The sequence below is a fragment of the Variovorax sp. AC103 genome (genome assembly GCF_979254005.1).
Genome location: NZ_CEEDFC010000001.1, coordinates 128197 through 143240, shown reverse-complemented (window position 1 = coordinate 143240; position 15044 = coordinate 128197). Strand labels below are relative to the sequence as shown.

General features: G+C 68.1%; 18 protein-coding genes. 7 read left to right on the top strand and 11 right to left on the bottom strand.

Going from position 1 to position 15044, the window contains the following annotated elements; all coding sequences use genetic code 11:
* The first annotated feature begins 36 nt into the window (after positions 1-36).
* From AC0IYU_RS00730 to AC0IYU_RS00705, 6 genes are read left to right on the top strand one after another with little or no spacing between them, the layout of a single operon-like run.
* On the top strand, positions 37-867 hold the full coding sequence (locus tag AC0IYU_RS00730; protein ID WP_472111806.1) for a substrate-binding periplasmic protein: 831 nt from the start codon (positions 37-39) through the stop codon (positions 865-867).
* A gap of 40 nt (positions 868-907) precedes the next feature.
* Positions 908-1573 (top strand): amino acid ABC transporter permease, encoded by a 666-nt coding sequence (locus tag AC0IYU_RS00725; protein WP_472111803.1) that lies wholly within the window; start codon positions 908-910, stop codon positions 1571-1573.
* A complete protein-coding gene (locus tag AC0IYU_RS00720) occupies positions 1573-2232 on the top strand; it encodes an amino acid ABC transporter permease (RefSeq protein WP_472111800.1) in 660 nt (219 codons plus the stop codon). The genes AC0IYU_RS00725 and AC0IYU_RS00720 overlap by 1 nt, the downstream gene beginning before the upstream one ends.
* Complete coding sequence (locus AC0IYU_RS00715) at positions 2232-2999, top strand: amino acid ABC transporter ATP-binding protein (RefSeq protein WP_435486818.1); 768 nt, start codon at positions 2232-2234, stop codon at positions 2997-2999. The genes AC0IYU_RS00720 and AC0IYU_RS00715 overlap by 1 nt, the downstream gene beginning before the upstream one ends.
* A 55-nt stretch (positions 3000-3054) precedes the next feature.
* Positions 3055-4266, top strand: coding sequence for a D-mannonate dehydratase ManD (gene manD / locus AC0IYU_RS00710; RefSeq protein WP_472111798.1), 1212 nt, complete (start codon positions 3055-3057; stop codon positions 4264-4266).
* Positions 4267-4277: 11 nt separating this feature from the next.
* Positions 4278-5789: a mannitol dehydrogenase family protein gene (locus tag AC0IYU_RS00705; RefSeq protein ID WP_472111796.1), complete on the top strand. Its 1512-nt coding sequence runs from the start codon at positions 4278-4280 to the stop codon at positions 5787-5789.
* Between the two features lie 2 nt (positions 5790-5791).
* On the opposite strand, the gene AC0IYU_RS00700 is transcribed toward AC0IYU_RS00705, so the two are convergent.
* The 3 genes from AC0IYU_RS00700 to AC0IYU_RS00690 all read right to left on the bottom strand — a co-directional run bounded on the left by AC0IYU_RS00700 (position 5792) and on the right by AC0IYU_RS00690 (position 7824).
* A complete protein-coding gene (locus AC0IYU_RS00700) occupies positions 5792-6154 on the bottom strand; it encodes a hypothetical protein (protein ID WP_472111793.1) in 363 nt (120 codons plus the stop codon).
* 245 nt (positions 6155-6399) lie between these two features.
* Complete coding sequence (locus AC0IYU_RS00695; protein WP_472111790.1) at positions 6400-6741, bottom strand: hypothetical protein; 342 nt, start codon at positions 6739-6741, stop codon at positions 6400-6402.
* A gap of 135 nt (positions 6742-6876) precedes the next feature.
* A complete protein-coding gene (locus AC0IYU_RS00690; RefSeq protein WP_472111788.1) occupies positions 6877-7824 on the bottom strand; it encodes an adenylate/guanylate cyclase domain-containing protein in 948 nt (315 codons plus the stop codon).
* A 436-nt stretch (positions 7825-8260) separates the two neighbouring features.
* Between AC0IYU_RS00690 and AC0IYU_RS00685 the strand changes: the two genes are divergently transcribed.
* Positions 8261-8503 carry a hypothetical protein gene (locus AC0IYU_RS00685; protein ID WP_472111785.1) on the top strand — a complete coding sequence of 81 codons (243 nt, stop codon included), beginning with the start codon at positions 8261-8263 and terminating at the stop codon, positions 8501-8503.
* A 49-nt stretch (positions 8504-8552) separates the two neighbouring features.
* Here AC0IYU_RS00685 and AC0IYU_RS00680 read toward each other — a convergent pair whose 3' ends face one another.
* The 8 genes from AC0IYU_RS00680 to AC0IYU_RS00645 form a co-directional block, all read right to left on the bottom strand.
* A complete protein-coding gene (locus AC0IYU_RS00680; RefSeq protein WP_472111783.1) occupies positions 8553-9524 on the bottom strand; it encodes an LD-carboxypeptidase in 972 nt (323 codons plus the stop codon).
* Complete coding sequence (gene tadA, locus AC0IYU_RS00675) at positions 9521-10642, bottom strand: tRNA adenosine(34) deaminase TadA (RefSeq protein ID WP_472111780.1); 1122 nt, start codon at positions 10640-10642, stop codon at positions 9521-9523. The genes AC0IYU_RS00680 and tadA overlap by 4 nt, the downstream gene beginning before the upstream one ends.
* The gene (locus AC0IYU_RS00670) at positions 10632-10850 is read right to left on the bottom strand and encodes a hypothetical protein (RefSeq protein WP_472111777.1); all 219 of its coding nucleotides are present in this window, start codon (positions 10848-10850) and stop codon (positions 10632-10634) included. The genes tadA and AC0IYU_RS00670 overlap by 11 nt, the downstream gene beginning before the upstream one ends.
* Before the next feature lies 1 nt (position 10851).
* Positions 10852-11484, bottom strand: coding sequence for an FMN-binding negative transcriptional regulator (locus AC0IYU_RS00665; RefSeq protein ID WP_472111774.1), 633 nt, complete (start codon positions 11482-11484; stop codon positions 10852-10854).
* A 46-nt stretch (positions 11485-11530) separates the two neighbouring features.
* A complete protein-coding gene (locus tag AC0IYU_RS00660) occupies positions 11531-12238 on the bottom strand; it encodes an ankyrin repeat domain-containing protein (protein ID WP_472111771.1) in 708 nt (235 codons plus the stop codon).
* Positions 12238-12738, bottom strand: coding sequence for a GlcG/HbpS family heme-binding protein (locus AC0IYU_RS00655; protein WP_472111768.1), 501 nt, complete (start codon positions 12736-12738; stop codon positions 12238-12240). The genes AC0IYU_RS00660 and AC0IYU_RS00655 overlap by 1 nt, the downstream gene beginning before the upstream one ends.
* A gap of 118 nt (positions 12739-12856) precedes the next feature.
* Positions 12857-13495, bottom strand: coding sequence for a response regulator transcription factor (locus AC0IYU_RS00650; RefSeq protein WP_435486799.1), 639 nt, complete (start codon positions 13493-13495; stop codon positions 12857-12859).
* Positions 13492-14994 (bottom strand): sensor histidine kinase, encoded by a 1503-nt coding sequence (locus tag AC0IYU_RS00645; protein WP_472111765.1) that lies wholly within the window; start codon positions 14992-14994, stop codon positions 13492-13494. Before AC0IYU_RS00645 ends, AC0IYU_RS00650 begins: the two co-directional genes overlap by 4 nt.
* Positions 14995-15044: the final 50 nt, after the last annotated feature.

The following is a 15044-nucleotide window of genomic DNA, read 5'->3' as shown; positions in this document are numbered from 1 at the left end:
CCCGAACCGGGTGATACCTAGAACTGGAGACTGAAGATGACAACTACGAAGACCCTGCTCGCCGCCTTGCTGGCCGCGGCGTTCGTCGGCCAGGCCGCCGCGCAGAACGTGCCGCTGCCGGCCCCCGGCACCAGCGCGCGCATCGATGCCATCAAGAAGGCCGGCGTGCTGCGTGCAGCCGTGCTGTCGAACCCGCCGTGGCTCGTCGAGAACACCACCGGTTCGGGCGATGCCTGGGCCGGCCCGGCATGGCTGCTGGCGAACGAGGTGGCACGGCAACTCGGCGTGAAGCTGCAGGCGCTGCCGGTCTCGCACGAGACCAAGGTACCGGTGCTCGCCTCGAACCAGGCCGACATGACCATCTCGCCTCTGTCGGTGACGCCCGAGCGCCTGAAGGTGGTCGACTTCGTGACCTACTCGCGCACCGCCCTGTGCGTGTTCGGCCGCGCCGACAACCCGAAGGTGGCCAACGCCAAGTCGATCGACGAGTTCAACAACCCGAACATCACGGTGGCCTACTTCACCGGCGGCGGCGAGGAAAACTGGGTGAAGAAGCGCTTCCCCAATGCCAAGCTGCGCGGCGTGTCCACCGCGGGCACCGCGGCGCCGGTGGAAGAAATCATGGCCAGGCGCGCCGACGTGACGCCCATCAACCGCGTGCCGTGGCAGGCGCTCAACCGCAAGGTCAAGGGCCTGAAGGTGCTGCCCGAGGGCAACAACTGCCAGGACTCGGCTGAGATGGCCACGCCCATCGGCCTGGCCATCGACAAGAACCAGCCCGAGTACCTGAACTGGCTCAAGGCGGTGAACGACCAGATGAAGCCCAAGCTGGACGCGGACGAGGTCCGGATCATCAACGCGATGTGAGCTTCGGCTTCGGCCGCAACGCACCGACTTCACCGACCTCATGGAGCTCGACTTCTCCCCCCTGCTCGACAGCTGGCAGTACCTGCTCGGCGGGCTGGGCATCACGCTGCTGCTGTCGGTGCTGACCGGCATCGGCGCGCTGGTGCTCGGCACCGCGCTGGGCCTGGGCCGCGTCTATGGCGCGGCATGGCTGCGCATTCCCATCGTTTTCTACATCGACACCCAGCGCGCCATTCCGGTGCTGGTGATCCTGGTGTGGTTCTATTTCGCGGTGCCCATCCTCACGGGCATCAGCTTCCATCCGTTCTGGGCCGCGCTGATGGCGCTCACGCTGCACATTGCCGCCTACGTGGCGGAAATCGTGCGCGCGGGCATCGAGTCGATCCGGCCCGGGCAGATCCGCGCGGCGCTGGCGCTCGGCATGTCACGCGCCCAGATCGTGCGCAAGGTGGTGCTGCCGCAGGCGCTGGTGCGCATGCTGCCGGCCTTCGGATCGATTCTCTCGATCACCATCAAGGACACGGCCATTGCCACGGTGATCGCGGTGCCTGAACTCATGAAGCGCGCCGAGACCATCGCCGGGCAGAGCTACCGGCCGATCGAGGTGTTCACGGTGGTGATGGTCATCTACTTCATCATCCTGTTCCCCGGGACACGGCTCATCGATGCGCTCTACAAGCGCGTTGCGCACCTGGGGAGGTCGTGATGAACCTGGACTGGAACATTGTCTGGGACCACCGCGCCGAGTTGCTGCACGGCGCGATGCTGACCGTGCTGCTCACGGTGCTGACCATGCTGGTGGCGGTGCCCGCGGGCATCGTGCTGGCGCTGATGCGGCTGTCGAAATCGAAGGTGCTGTCCGGCGCGAGCCAGGTGTTCGTGGAGTTCTTCCGCAACCTGCCGCTGATCCTGGTCGTGTACTGGGCGTTCTACGTGATGCCGGTGCTGCTGCACATCGAGTTCTCGGCCTTCACGACCGGGCTGGTGGCGCTGTGCCTGAACGTGGCGGCCTACAACGCGGAGACTTTCCGCGCCGGCATCAACTCGATCCGCAAGGGCCAGATGGAGGCCGCCGTCGCGGTGGGCATGAGCCGCTGGCAGGCGATGCGCAAGGTGGTGATTCCACAGGCCTGGCGGCGTGTGCTGCCGGTGCTGGCGAGCACCTGGGTGTCGCTGTTCAAGGACACCTCGCTGGTGTCGGTGATCGCGGTGGGCGAGCTGGCGCACGTGGCGCTGCAGATCCGCTCGTCGAGCTTCCGCGTGCTGGAGATGCTCACGGCCATGGCCGTCATCTACTGGCTCATGGGCTACCCGCAGGCCAAGCTGGTCGACTGGATACAGAAGAAATTCGAGGTCAAGGAATGATGAACGGCGAACGCAAATCGGCAAGTCAGGCGCCGGTGGTGGTGTACGACAAGGTGCGCAAGCTGTACGGCAGTTTCGTGGCGCTCGACGGCGTGTCGGTGCAGGTCAACAAGGGCGAGGTGATGTGTCTCATCGGGCCGTCGGGCTCGGGCAAGTCGACCCTGCTTCGTTGCACCAACGCGCTGGAAACCATCGACGGCGGGCGCGTGCTGATCGACGGCGTGCCGCTGCCCACCGACGAGCGCGAGGCCCGCAAGGTGCGCCAGCGCATGGGCATGGTGTTCCAGAACTTCGAGCTGTTCCCGCACAAGAACGCGCTGGACAACGTGGCCATCGGCCCGGTCACCGTGCTGGGCATGAGCGAGGCGAAGGCGCGCGAGCGCGCCATGAAGCTGCTCGAGAAGGTGGGCCTGGCCGACAAGGCGCACAACTTCCCCAGCGGCCTCTCGGGCGGCCAGCAGCAGCGCGTGGCCATTGCCCGCGCGCTGGCCATGGAGCCCGAGGTGATGCTGTTCGACGAGCCCACCTCCGCGCTCGACCCCGAGACCATCGGCGAAGTGCTCAACGTGATGAAGAAGCTGGCCGACGAAGGCATGACCATGGTCGTGGTCACGCACGAGATGGCCTTTGCCCGCAGCGTGGCCGACTGGGTCGTCGTGTTCGACCACGGCAAGGTGGTCGAGCAAGGCCCGCCCAGGCAGATCTTCGAGGCCCCCACGGCCGAGCGCACGCGCGACTTCCTGGGCCACCTCGGCTGGCACGGCTGATACGCCGGCAAGGCACGCGCCCTTCCCCACACAACGACACGCACAGACACACACCATGAAAATCACCAACGCCCGCGTCATCGTCTGCAGCCCGGGCCGCAACTTCGTCACGCTGAAGATCGAGACCGACGAAGGCCTCACCGGCATCGGCGACGCCACGCTCAACGGGCGCGAGCTCTCGGTAGCGGCCTACCTCACCGAGCACGTCATTCCCTGCCTGATCGGGCGCGACGCGCACCAGATCGAGGACATCTGGCAGTACCTCTACAAGGGTGCCTACTGGCGCCGCGGCCCGGTCACCATGACGGCCATTGCCGCGGTCGACACCGCGCTGTGGGACATCAAGGCCAAGGCCGCCAACATGCCCCTGTACCAACTGCTCGGCGGCAAGAGCCGCACCGGCGTGATGGTGTACGGCCACGCCAACGGCCGCGACATCGAGCAGACCGTGGACGAGGTGCTGCGCTACAAGGAAGAAGGCTACCTGGCCATTCGCGCGCAGAGCGGCGTGCCGGGCCTGGAGAAGGTGTACGGCGTGGGCCGAGGCACCATGTTCTACGAGCCGGCCGATGCCGACCTGCCGAGCGAGCACGACTGGTCAACCGCCAAGTACCTGGAGCACACGCCCAGGCTGTTCGACGCGGTGCGCGCCGCCGTGGGCCCCGACGTGCACCTGCTGCACGACGTGCACCACCGCCTCACGCCCATCGAGGCCGGCCGCCTGGGCAAGTCGCTCGAGCCCTTCAACCTGTTCTGGATGGAAGACGCCACGCCGGCCGAGAACCAGGAGGCGTTCAAGCTCATCCGCCAGCACACGACCACGCCGCTGGCGGTCGGCGAAATATTCAACAGCATCTGGGACTGCAAGGACCTCATCGAGAACCAGCTGATCGACTTCATCCGTACCACGGTGGTCCACGCGGGCGGCATCACGCAGCTGCGCCGCATTGCCGACCTGGCCTCGCTCTACCAGGTGCGCACGGGCTGCCACGGCGCGACCGACCTGTCGCCGGCCTGCATGGGCGCGGCGCTGCACTTCGACATGTGGGTGCCCAACTTCGGCATCCAGGAGTACATGCGCCACACCGACGAAACCGATGCGGTGTTCCCGCATTCGTACAGCTTCGCGAACGGCATGCTGCACCCGGGCGAGGCGCCGGGCCATGGCGTGGACATCGACGAAACGCTGGCGGCCAAATACCCCTACCAGCGCGCGTACCTGCCGGTGAACCGCCTGCAGCACGACGGCACGCTGTGGAACTGGTGAGCGCACGAGCCATGCCGCGTTTGCATCCGGACACCCTGCCCCACCTGCCCGCCGAAGTCGCGCGGCCGCGCTACCGGCGCGACGCGCTGCAGGCCGGCATCGTCCACCTGGGCGTGGGCGCGTTCCATCGCGCGCACATCGCGGTGGTGAACGAGGCCGCGCTGCATGCGAGCAGCGACCTGTGCTGGGGCACGGTGGGTGTGTCGCTGCGCGCGGCCGACACGCGCGACGCGCTGCGCCCGCAGGGCGGGCTCTACACACTGGCCTTGCGCGACGCGGCGGACGACGGCAGCCCGCGGGAGGTGCTGCAAGTGGTCGGCAATCTGCTCGACGTGCTCGTCGCGCCCGAGGACCCTCGAGCGGTGCTCGAACGCATCGCGCACCCGGACACGCGCATCGTGAGCCTCACGATCACCGAGAAGGGCTACCACCACGACCCGGCCACCGGCGCGCTGCGGCTGGACGCGCCCGACATCGTTCACGACCTCGCGCATCCCGCGTCGCCGCGCACCATGCCCGGCTTCGTGGTGCACGCGCTGGCGCGGCGCCGCGCCCGCGGGCTGGCACCGATCACGGTGCTGTCTTACGACAACCTGCCCGCCAACGGCGACACGACGCGGGGCATCGTGCTGGCGTTCGCGCAGGCGGTCGATGCCGGCCTGCGCGACTGGATCGACACGCGCTGCACGTTCCCGAATTCGATGGTCGACCGCATCGTGCCGCGCACCACCGACGCCGATCGCGCGCGCATTTCCGCGCGGCTCGGCATGGAGGACGCATGGCCGGTGATCGGCGAGCCCTTTCTCGAATGGGTGGTCGAAGACCGCTTCGCCAACGGCCGGCCCGACTGGGCGGCGGGCGGCGCGCGCTTCGTCGAACACGCCGAGCCCTTCGAACGGCTGAAGCTGCGCATGGTCAACGGCAGCCACTCGGCACTGGCCTACCTGGGCGCGATGGCAGGCCTTCGCACGGTGGATCGCGCAATGGCCGAGCCGGCGCTGCGCAACTTCATCAACGTGTTGATGCGCGACGAGATCGCACCCACCCTGCCTGCCATGGAGGGCATCGACCTCGACAGCTACCGTGCCCGGCTGCTGGCGCGCTTCTCGAATCCCGCGTTGCAGCACCAGACGAAGCAGATCGCGATGGACGGTTCACAGAAGCTGCCGCAGCGGCTGCTCGGCACGGTGCGCGACCGGCTGGCCGCGGGACTGCCGATCGACCGGCTGGCACTGGCCGTGGCCGGTTGGATCTACTACCTGCGCGGCGTGGACGAGACCGGCGCCACGCACGACATACAAGACCCGTTGGCCGCCGCGCTCATCGAACGCCTGGCGCAAGCCGATACGGCGCCGTCGGTGCAGGACCGCGTGGCCTTGTTCACCGGCTTCAGGCCGGTGTTCGGCGAGCTCGGCAGTGACCTGCACTTCGTGGCGGCGGTGGCGCGGCACTTGGGGCGGCTTGAAACGCGCGGCGTGCTCGGCGCCCTTGCGGCATTCGACGCGGCCATCGCGCCGGCCTAGCCTCAGCGCCTCTTGCTGCGCCTCGACGCGCTGGCCATCGCTTCGTAGCGGTACACGCGAAACCCGTCCCGCTGCATGAAGCTGAGCGGCTCCCACCCGCGTGCCAGCGCGCAGTCGGTGATCTGCGCCATCTGCACGCCGAGGTAGTCCTGCAGGCTGTCGGCCACCGCGAGCTCGAACTTCCTGAGTTCGCGGTCCAGCGATTCGATCGCGGCGATCGCAGCCTCGACGGTGGTGAAGGGACGCACATGCGTCACCGCGTTGCTGCGCACCAGGGTGCGCGGCTGCGGACGGCTGTCCGCGCCGAAGTTCACGCTGGCCCCGCCGTCCATGCCGTTGAGGCCGCCGATGCTCATTGCGTTCATGCCATGAATCCCATGTGTCGCTCCTCCTGCGCTTCAACGCAGGTGAACGACTCAAGGCAAGCGGCATGCCTTGCGCAAACCCGTGGGAAACGGCGTGCCAGAGGCGTCGAAGCAGCCTTAAAGCCACACAAATGTGAATCTATGTGACTTTTTCGTCGCATCCTGAAACAAAAATGGCATGCCAGCTGGCATGCCATTTTCAAGAGACCTTCAGCCACCGGAACGGCTGCGAGGCTGGCCGATGCTCAATCGCGCTCGTCGTACCAGCCGTTCGGCGGACGGTAGGGATAGCCGGGTCCGTAGTAGACCCGACCGGGCGGCGGCGCGTAGACGGGCGCCGGGCGGTAGTACACGGGCGGCGGCGGCCGGTAATAGACCGGCGGCGGCGCTTCGTAGTAGATGGGCGCCGGATACGGATAGACCGGCGGTGGCGCGTAGTACGGTGCCGGGTAGGCCACGCCAGGCGTGCCGATCTGAACCGACCAGCTGCCGCGCGCGCTGGCCGCGCCTGCTGCCAGCAACGCAACGGCCGCTAAGGCGCCGACGGCGGCCCATTTGAAAACAGAAGATTGAGGTTTGGAATTCACAGGGGCTCCGGGGCCAAGGGCGGACGGTGTCCGGGGTGCCCAGTCAACGCCGCAACCCGTGCCACGGTGCACCGGGCGGCGCAAAAGCCGGTTGCCGAAGGCGAGCAACCCGCGGCGTTCGCCGTTCCATGCGGATCAGCGCGCGATTTCGCGGCGCGAAAGCATCACGTCGCCGCCGGTCGTGTTGAAGGCGATGGTGGGCGCGCTGAAATCGTTCAAGGGGGCACCCAGGCCGATTTCGCCGCTGCCGTGCAGCACGCACTCTTCGCGGCGCAGGGCGATCTCGGTGCTCGGTCCGCCGTTGCCGTGAAAGCGCACCCAGGTGCCGTAGGTGCTGACGTCGATCAGCACGCAGCTGCCCTGGCGCAATTCGATGCGCGCATGCAGCCGCGACACGCGCGGGTCGTTCACCACGAACTGGGCGTCGTCGACACGGCCCAGGTGGATCGGCAGCTGTTCGATGCGGAACATCGAGCGCACGTCGAGCCAGGCCAGCTCGATCTGCCCGAACGAGGAGTCGGGCATGCGCGACGGTGCGAGCGAGGCGGGCACCGTGAGAAAGGAGGTCACCTCTTCCTGCCAGTCGATGCGATGCACGACCGGCATCTCGCTGCGACCGCGGATGTTGATGTGGCCCAGGTCCCGGTGCTGCACCGACCCCTCGTGCAACTGCGAGATGACCGCATCGGTCACCCAGATCTGGCCGGGCCCCGCCAGGTCGCTGAGCCGCGAGGCCAGGTTGACGGCGTCGCCGTAGCAGTCGCCCTCGACCTCGACGACCTCGCCACTCGCCACGCCGATCTGCAACGCCATGCGCAACGGCGCCGGCCACACGAGCAGGCGCTTCTGGTGATAGCGCTGCATTTCGATGACGGCATGCGTGGCGGCGGCACCCGTCGAAAAAATGGCGAAGACGCCGTCGCCGAGCGACTTCACGACACGGCCGCCGTGCGTCTGGCATACGCCGCCGATCCATTGCGTCAGCCGCGTGACGGTTTCCGTGGCTCGCGCATTCCCCATGGCCTCGAAGACCCCGGTACTTCCCGTCAAGTCCGCGAATACGACTGTGGAATTGACACCCATGTTCTTGTGATTCTCGTTTTCAGATCGCTGTTGGTGAATGGCCGGATTCCCACGTTACCCTGCAAACCATTTCCTTTGCTTGTGTGCATTGCCGCAAAAAGTGGAACGGCTTGCACGCCATATTTGTTGACGTTACATGTATACGCACCTTGCAACAGATCAGATGCGAGACAGTCATTCCTTGATATGTAGTACTTTAGAAAACAAAACCAGACATCAAAAAAGATCTCTAAGTAAAGCGTGTTGTTTACAAACAAGGAACACTGTTCCGGATCTTGTGCAATCCTGAACTGCCGCTTAAGGTATCGAACGTCACTGCTCCCAGCAATACGCTTTTTGTCCCATGCTTTTTCGCCGCATTCTTCGCCTGCTGAACCTGCCCGGCTTTGGTTCCCGTCGGGCTGCAGAGAGCCAATTGGGGCGCATCCGCACCGCAATGCTCTCGGTGCTCCAGGACCATGGCGGCAATTCGGTACAGCGCGTCAGCCAGCGGGTGCGCTTTGCGGCCGATGTCGAATCGCTCTGGTATCTGCGCCAGGACGTGATGATTGCGCTGAGCGCGATCGACGGCGAAACCGCCGCGCGCAACCAGATGAAGACCATCAACAGCATGTTCAAGGGCGGCCTGCCCGGCTCGATGGGCCCCAGGACCCACCAGCGCTTCACGCACGACGCCTGACCCGACTCTCGCGTCACGCAGCAACGGCCCTTCGGGGCCGTTTCTTTTTTCAATGCGCGTGGTGGTGATGGTCGTGGCCGTGGTGATCGTGATCACCGGCCTCGTGCCTATGACCCCAGACCAGAAACACGTCGCGCCCCTCGGCGGCCATGGACACTTTGGCGCCGACTGGAAGTAGTACTTTCGTGGCAACGTGCCCGAATGGCAAGCCAGCCAGCACGGGCACCTTGAGCGAAGCACGCAGCCGGTCGATCACGGTATTGATGCCAAAGCCGCGGTCATAGCCCGGCACCTTGCGCACACCCGTGAACTGGCCGAACACGATGGCACGTTGACGCGCGAGCACGCCGGCCATCTTCAACTGGTCGAGCATGCGTTCGACGCGGTACGGGTGTTCGTTGGTGTCCTCGATGAAGAGCACGCCCTTGTCGATGGCTGGAAAGTACGGCGTGCCGAGCAGGCTGGTCAGCACGCAGAGGTTGCCGCCCCACAGCACCGCGTCCTGCACGGCCTTGAACTTCAGGTCGGCGTCGCGCGCGGGCATGCGCCAGCCGGTGCCTTCGCCCTGCCCGCTCACGAGGTCGTCGAAGCAGGCTTCCATGATGTCGTCGGGGCCGGCTTCGGCGCCGAAGTCTTCGCCGACCGCAGGACCGGCCCACGTGACCGCACCGGTCTTGGCGAGCAGCGCGTTCTGCAGTGCGGTGAAGTCGCTGCAGCCAACGAACTCGGTGCCCTTGCCGATCGCCTTGGCAATGGCCTTGTAGGGCAGCGCATCGAGGATGCGCGTGAGGCCGTAGCCGCCGCGCGCGATGAGCGCCACGTCGGCACCGCTGGCGGCGGCGCGGGAAATCGCGGCGAGCCGCGTGGCGTCGTCGCCAGCAAAACGCTGGTGCACCGAGAGTGCCGCGTCGTCGACTTCGACTTCATGGCCCAGCGCCTTGAGCCGCTTCACGCCGCGTCGGAAGGCGGCCTTGTCGCGAATGGCACTGGAGGGGGAATAGATGTAGATGTGTTTGGTCACGTGGTCGAGTATCCCATTGCGTTGCGCACTTCAAGAGCGAGCACCCGTGCCTGCGCCAACGTCGGCCCCGAGGACGATGCGATGGGCCCGAGCGCGCGCAGTGCGGCTTCGTAGCCACGGTCGGGGTACGGCGCGCGCCATGCGTCCTCGATGCGCTCGTCGCCGTCGGGTGCGACGAGCGTCGCGATGAAAAGCTCGGGCACGACGGCCTGCAACAGCGCGGCGAGTTCTGTGGCGGCCGTGCTGTGCACCAGCACCAGCGGGCCCGCCTGCACGCCCGCGAGCCATTCACGCAGCACCTCACCATGCCACGCCAGCGTGTGCATGGTTTCGCGCTTGGGCTTGTCGCTCTTGCCGAAGCCGACCAGGTCGGGCACCAGCGTGCGCAGGCCCGGCAGGCCCACGAGGCGACGGAAGAAGTAGCCCCATTCGCCCGGGCCGTGCAGGCACAGGCAGCCTGCGAGCTTGTCGCCCTCACCGCTTTCACCAATTTCATCGAGGTAATGCATGCGCCAGCCGTGCAGCGCCGGCAGGTCCTGCACGTGATGCGGGGCGAAGGTGTAGTTCTCCAGCGCGGCAAAGCGTTCGGCCGGCGTGCGCAGCGCGTCGTCGCGCAAGGGCTCGGCCTGTGCGCGCGCGGCGCTTCGGCGTTGCTGGAAGAAGGCCTGCAGCACCGCGGCGCATTCGTCGGCCAGCACCCCGCCCTGCACCTGCGTGCGGTGGTTCAGCCGCGGCTCGGCAAAAAGATCGAGCACCGAACCGGCCGCGCCGGTCTTCGGATCGGTCGCGCCGAACACCACGCGCGCCAGGCGCGAATGCAGCATGGCACCCGAACACATGGCGCACGGCTCGAGCGTGACGAACAGCTCGCAGCCGTCGAGCCGGTAGTTGCCCAGGGCCGCGGCACCGGCGCGCAGCGCGTTGATTTCCGCATGCGCACTCGGGTCGTGCTGCGCCACGGGGGTGTTGCGGCCGGTCGCGAGGAGCCGGCCGTCCTTTACCAGCACCGCGCCGACGGGCACCTCGCCCGCCGCGGCGGCCAGGCGCGCCTCGGCCAGCGCGAGCGACATCCAGTGCGCGTCGCTCGGCGAGCTTGCTGGGGCGGCCTCAGTTGTCATCCGGCATCTGGCGCGTCTTGGCCGCCGCATCGAGCGCCGCCTTGACCTGCTGTTGAACGCGCTGCGCCTGGTCGTGGGCAGTGCCGGGCGACTCCCCGGCAACCGGCGGCGCGCCCACGGGTGCAGCCGCGCTGGTCATCTGCTTCTTCGCGACCAGCCCGACGATCAGCAGGGCCAGCACGAGGCCGATCAATCCGAGTCCGCGCATCTCAGTGGCCTTGCGCCGCGGGCATGCCGAGGCGGTCCATCCACGCGGCCAATGCCTGCTCGTCCGGCGTGCCCGCGCTGTACATGGCGTGCATTGCGGCATGCGATTCGCGCCGGTGCTGGTTGAGCTTGACCTTGCATTGGAGCGCCGTCACGCGCAGCTCGAAACCGACGATGCCGGCCAGCATCTTGAGCTGGAACTCCTCGCCCAGGTCTCGCCATTGCTGCGCATACGCAGGCTCGTGGTCGCCGATGAGTTTCTTCAACAGCACGTCCTTCGCGCCCGGCTCCTCGATCAGGCGCGCCTCGACGGTGCAATGCACGGCGAGGTAGTTCCACGTCGGCACGCGCGCCAGGTCGGGGTAGACGGACGGCGACAGGTAGGCATGCGGGCCGAGAAAGGTGACGGTCGCCCTGGGCCGTGCCTGCAGGTAGCGCCAGTGCGGATTGGGCTTGGCGCAATGGCCCCACAGAACCAGCTCGTCGCCCTCTCGCTGTTCGGCCACCAGCGGCAGGTGCGAGACGTAGGGCAGGCCTTCGTCGTCGTTCGAAATGAGGCTCGCGAACGGATGCGAGCGCATCAGCTCCAGCGCGATGGCCGGGTCCTTGGCGTTGAACTGCGGGGGCATGTACATGGGGCGGTTTCCTCGTGGGGCGAGGCCCGATTGTCCCCGAGCCGGCCTATCTTGCGCGCGTTGCGCGCGCTTCTTCCAGCAGTTTCACCATGGCCGTGTAGCCACGCGCCTTCGCCAGCTGCAGCGGTGTGTTGCCCTGGCGGTCGGCCAGCGCGAGGCTGGCGCCGGCACCGACCAGTGCGGCCAGCGTGCGCTGGTGGCGCGGGCCGCCGTCGCCGAGCACGATGGACTCGATCACCGCCGTCCAGTGCAGGTTGTTGACATGGTCCAGCGGCGCGCCGGCCGCGATCAACCGGCGCACCACCTCGTAGTTCCCGAGGTGCGCGGCCGCAATGAGCGCGGTGCCGTCGTAGCGGCTCGTGGTCTGCCCGGCACTGGCGCCGAGCGACAGCAAGACAGAGAGCGTGGCGGCATCGTCGGCCACCGACGCGATGGTGACCGCATCGTAGCGGTCGTCCTCGAGCAGGTCGAGATTGGCGCCGGCCTTGGCCAGCAGCTTGACGGCCTCGCGCTGCCGCGCATGCGTGGCGACCTGCAGCGGCGTGCGGCCGCGCGTGTCGCGCGCATCGAGGTTCGCGCCCGAGGCGATCAGGCTCCTGAGCTTCGCCAGGTCGCCGTGCCACGCGGCCTGGTGCAACCCGTCGTAGGCCAGCACCTCGGCCGCGAGCGGCGGCACCTGGGCGCACGCGACCGTCGACACGCCCAACCCGAGCGCGGCGACCAGCATGCCCGACCAGATACCGCGCGCGAACATCAGAGCAGGCCCTTGACCTTGTCGATGGCCGCGTTGGCGCACTGCTCGTCGAGGTGGCCGCCGGGCGCGCCGCCCACACCGACCGCGCCGATCACCTCGTTGCCCGACTTCACCGGCACGCCGCCGCCCAGCAGCAGCACGCCCGGCAGGTACACCAGGTTGGCGCCGCCGGGGTTCTTCTGCGAGCCTTCCATCATGGCTTGCGTGGGCGTCTTCGACGAAGCCGAGGTCCAGGCCTTGCGCTCGCTCGAAGCCAGCGTGTGCGGGCCTGCGTTGTCGGCGCGCTGCACGGCACGCACGGTGCCGGCGCGATCGACCACGGTGGCCGCCACGTTGTAGCCGTTGGCCGCGCAGGCTGCCACGGCTTCAGACGCGAGCTGGTTGGCGAGCGCGAGCGACATGTTCCTTTCCGTGCGGACTGCAGGTGCGGGGGTCTGGGCTTGCGCGACCGAAGCGGCGAGCAGGACGGCGAGGCTGCCGAGGCGAAGGATGGTTTGCATTGTTCGTTTTCTCCAGTGGATTCGGGTGTTCGCGCCGGCTGTTGCCGACGGCTGCGCCACTGTAGAAAACTCGAGCGCCCGCAGCCATTCGTACGGCTACGCGCGGTGCTCCGTAGAACTACGCAGCCCTGTCCACCAGCACGGCATAGCGCCGGATCAGCTGAGCCAGCGAATCGCAACCGAGCTTGGCGAACAGGTTGGCGCGATGCGTCTCCACCGTGCGCGGCGACAGCGCCAGTTCACGCGCGATCTCCTTGTTGGTGAGCCCCTGCACGATGAAGCCCAGCACCTCGCGCTCGCGCTCCGACAGCTGCGCCACCTGCTCGCGCGCCGCGTTGTCGGCCTGCGAACGTTCGCGCGAGCGAACATGCTGGCGCACCGCGTGCTGCAAGGCTTCGAGCAGCTGCTCGTCGTCCACCGGCTTTTCGAGGAACTCGGCCGCGCCGGCCTTGAAGGCACGGCGGCACATCTCGACGGTGCCGTGGCCGGTGAGCATGATCACGGGCTGGTCGACCCCCTGCGCCACCAGCCGGTCGAGCACCGTGAGCCCGCTGATGCCGGGCATGCGCACGTCCAGCACGATCGCGCCCACGCTCGCGCGGTCGAAGCCGTCGATGAAGGCCTGTGGGTCGGCCCAGGCCTGCACGCGCAGGCCGACCGTGCCGATCAGCAGCGACAGGCCGTCGCGCACCGCCTGGTCGTCGTCGATCAGGTGGATGAGCGGCGACTGCGGCTGGTGGGGAGCGGGGGTGTTCATGACGAACGCTCCGCGGTGGGTGCGACAAGCGGCAGCAGCAAGGTGAAGCGCGCGCCGCGCGGCGAGACGTTGGCTGCGCCCAGGCTGCCGCCCATGCCGCTGGCCAGCGTTTCACTGAGGCTCAAGCCCAGGCCCAGCCCGCCGTCGCGCGTGCTGAAGAACGGCTCGAACAGGCGCGGCAGCGCCTCGGGCGCAATGCCGCGGCCGTTGTCGGTCACGGTCAGCACGCCCTCCTGCCCATTGCGCCCGACCGACACCACGAGCCGGCGCTCGGCGGCGGGCACCAGCTCGAGCGCCTGCAACGCATTCATCAGCAGGTTGTGAACGATCTGCTCCAGCGCCACCGCCTCGGCCTGCACGCGCACCGGCGCCTGCGCGGCGGCGTCGAACTGCGCGGCCACGGTGCGCTGCACGAACTCGGGCGCCAGCAGGTGCATGGCGCTGCGCACCACCTCCTGCAGCACCAGCGGCTTCACGTCGCCGCCAGCTTCGGGCCGCTCGATCACGCGGCGCAGGCGCCCCACCACGCCGGCCGCACGGCGGGCCTGCTCCACGGCCTGCCCCATCGCGTCGCGCGCGGTGGCCAGGTCCGGCGGATCGTCGTCGAGCAGGCGGCGCGCGGCCTGCGCGTTGGCCAGCACCGCCGTGAGCGGCTGGTTGAGTTCGTGCGCCAGGCCGGCCGACAGTTCGCCCAGTGCATTGAGCCGCGCGACCTGCCCCAGGCGCAGCAGTTCTTCGGCACGCCGCCGCGCGATGCGCTGGCGCTGCGCAGCCCACAGCCCCGCCAGCAGCGCAGCCATGGCAGCCGCCCACGCGGCAATGCCGCGCCACGGCAACTCGCCCCAGCCCACCTGCCGTTCGGCCACCACGTCGAAAGGCTGGCTCGGCGACGCCAGCGCCTTGGTCAGGCCGAAGCGCCAGCCGTTGGCCGCCGGCACGCCTGGCTGCAGCACCAGTTGCTGCCCGTCGCGCTGCAGGCTCAGGCGCACCGGGCTGCGCTGCGGGTTCATCGGCCAGTCGCGCCACGGCACGGAGCCGGCCAGGTCGATGTCCAGCGCGTAGCTGAACGGCGTGGCGCCCATCACGAGCACATAGCGGCCGTGGGCCAGGTCGAGGGTGGCGAGCTCGGCGCGGCGCTGGTCGCGCGAGCGCGCTTCCGCCGCCGCCAGCGCCTGCGCGGTGGTGCCCATCTGCGGGGTGGCGGGCCAGGGCTCGTCGCGCTCGCGCCGCTGCACGCGCAGGATCGAGGAGTACACGGACGGCAGGCGCTGCTCCGGATGGTCCGCGCCGGTGCTGGGCTCCAGCAACGCAAGCGTGGCCAGCACGGCGTCGTACTGCACCATCTGCTGGCTCAGCAGGCGGTGCGCAATGCGCACGTCGGTCTCGAAGTCCTGGTGCATCTGCGCGAGCTCGGCGCGGGCGATCCACACCGCACCCGCGGCGGTGAGCGCCAGCCATGCCAGCCACCAACCGCCCTGCGTACGCAACCACTGTTTCATGGCGCGGATTGTGCCCGCCGCGCCAGGCCCGATCGATGTGGGCCGAGAAT

What these genes read in the sequence shown, in the direction of transcription:
- AC0IYU_RS00720 (WP_472111800.1), top strand. Translation starts at nt 1,573, where the DNA reads ATGAACCTGGACTGGAACATTGTCTGGGACCACCGCGCCGAGTTGCTG.
- AC0IYU_RS00725 (WP_472111803.1), top strand. Translation starts at nt 908, where the DNA reads ATGGAGCTCGACTTCTCCCCCCTGCTCGACAGCTGGCAGTACCTGCTC.
- AC0IYU_RS00665 (WP_472111774.1), bottom strand. Translation starts at nt 11,484, where the DNA reads ATGTACATGCCCCCGCAGTTCAACGCCAAGGACCCGGCCATCGCGCTG.
- AC0IYU_RS00685 (WP_472111785.1), top strand. Translation starts at nt 8,261, where the DNA reads ATGCTCTCGGTGCTCCAGGACCATGGCGGCAATTCGGTACAGCGCGTC.
- AC0IYU_RS00655 (WP_472111768.1), bottom strand. Translation starts at nt 12,738, where the DNA reads ATGCAAACCATCCTTCGCCTCGGCAGCCTCGCCGTCCTGCTCGCCGCT.
- AC0IYU_RS00690 (WP_472111788.1), bottom strand. Translation starts at nt 7,824, where the DNA reads ATGGGTGTCAATTCCACAGTCGTATTCGCGGACTTGACGGGAAGTACC.
- AC0IYU_RS00650 (WP_435486799.1), bottom strand. Translation starts at nt 13,495, where the DNA reads ATGAACACCCCCGCTCCCCACCAGCCGCAGTCGCCGCTCATCCACCTG.
- AC0IYU_RS00660 (WP_472111771.1), bottom strand. Translation starts at nt 12,238, where the DNA reads ATGTTCGCGCGCGGTATCTGGTCGGGCATGCTGGTCGCCGCGCTCGGG.
- AC0IYU_RS00705 (WP_472111796.1), top strand. Translation starts at nt 4,278, where the DNA reads ATGCCGCGTTTGCATCCGGACACCCTGCCCCACCTGCCCGCCGAAGTC.
- AC0IYU_RS00715 (WP_435486818.1), top strand. Translation starts at nt 2,232, where the DNA reads ATGAACGGCGAACGCAAATCGGCAAGTCAGGCGCCGGTGGTGGTGTAC.
- AC0IYU_RS00730 (WP_472111806.1), top strand. Translation starts at nt 37, where the DNA reads ATGACAACTACGAAGACCCTGCTCGCCGCCTTGCTGGCCGCGGCGTTC.
- AC0IYU_RS00700 (WP_472111793.1), bottom strand. Translation starts at nt 6,154, where the DNA reads ATGAACGCAATGAGCATCGGCGGCCTCAACGGCATGGACGGCGGGGCC.
- manD (WP_472111798.1), top strand. Translation starts at nt 3,055, where the DNA reads ATGAAAATCACCAACGCCCGCGTCATCGTCTGCAGCCCGGGCCGCAAC.
- AC0IYU_RS00645 (WP_472111765.1), bottom strand. Translation starts at nt 14,994, where the DNA reads ATGAAACAGTGGTTGCGTACGCAGGGCGGTTGGTGGCTGGCATGGCTG.
- AC0IYU_RS00670 (WP_472111777.1), bottom strand. Translation starts at nt 10,850, where the DNA reads ATGCGCGGACTCGGATTGATCGGCCTCGTGCTGGCCCTGCTGATCGTC.
- tadA (WP_472111780.1), bottom strand. Translation starts at nt 10,642, where the DNA reads ATGACAACTGAGGCCGCCCCAGCAAGCTCGCCGAGCGACGCGCACTGG.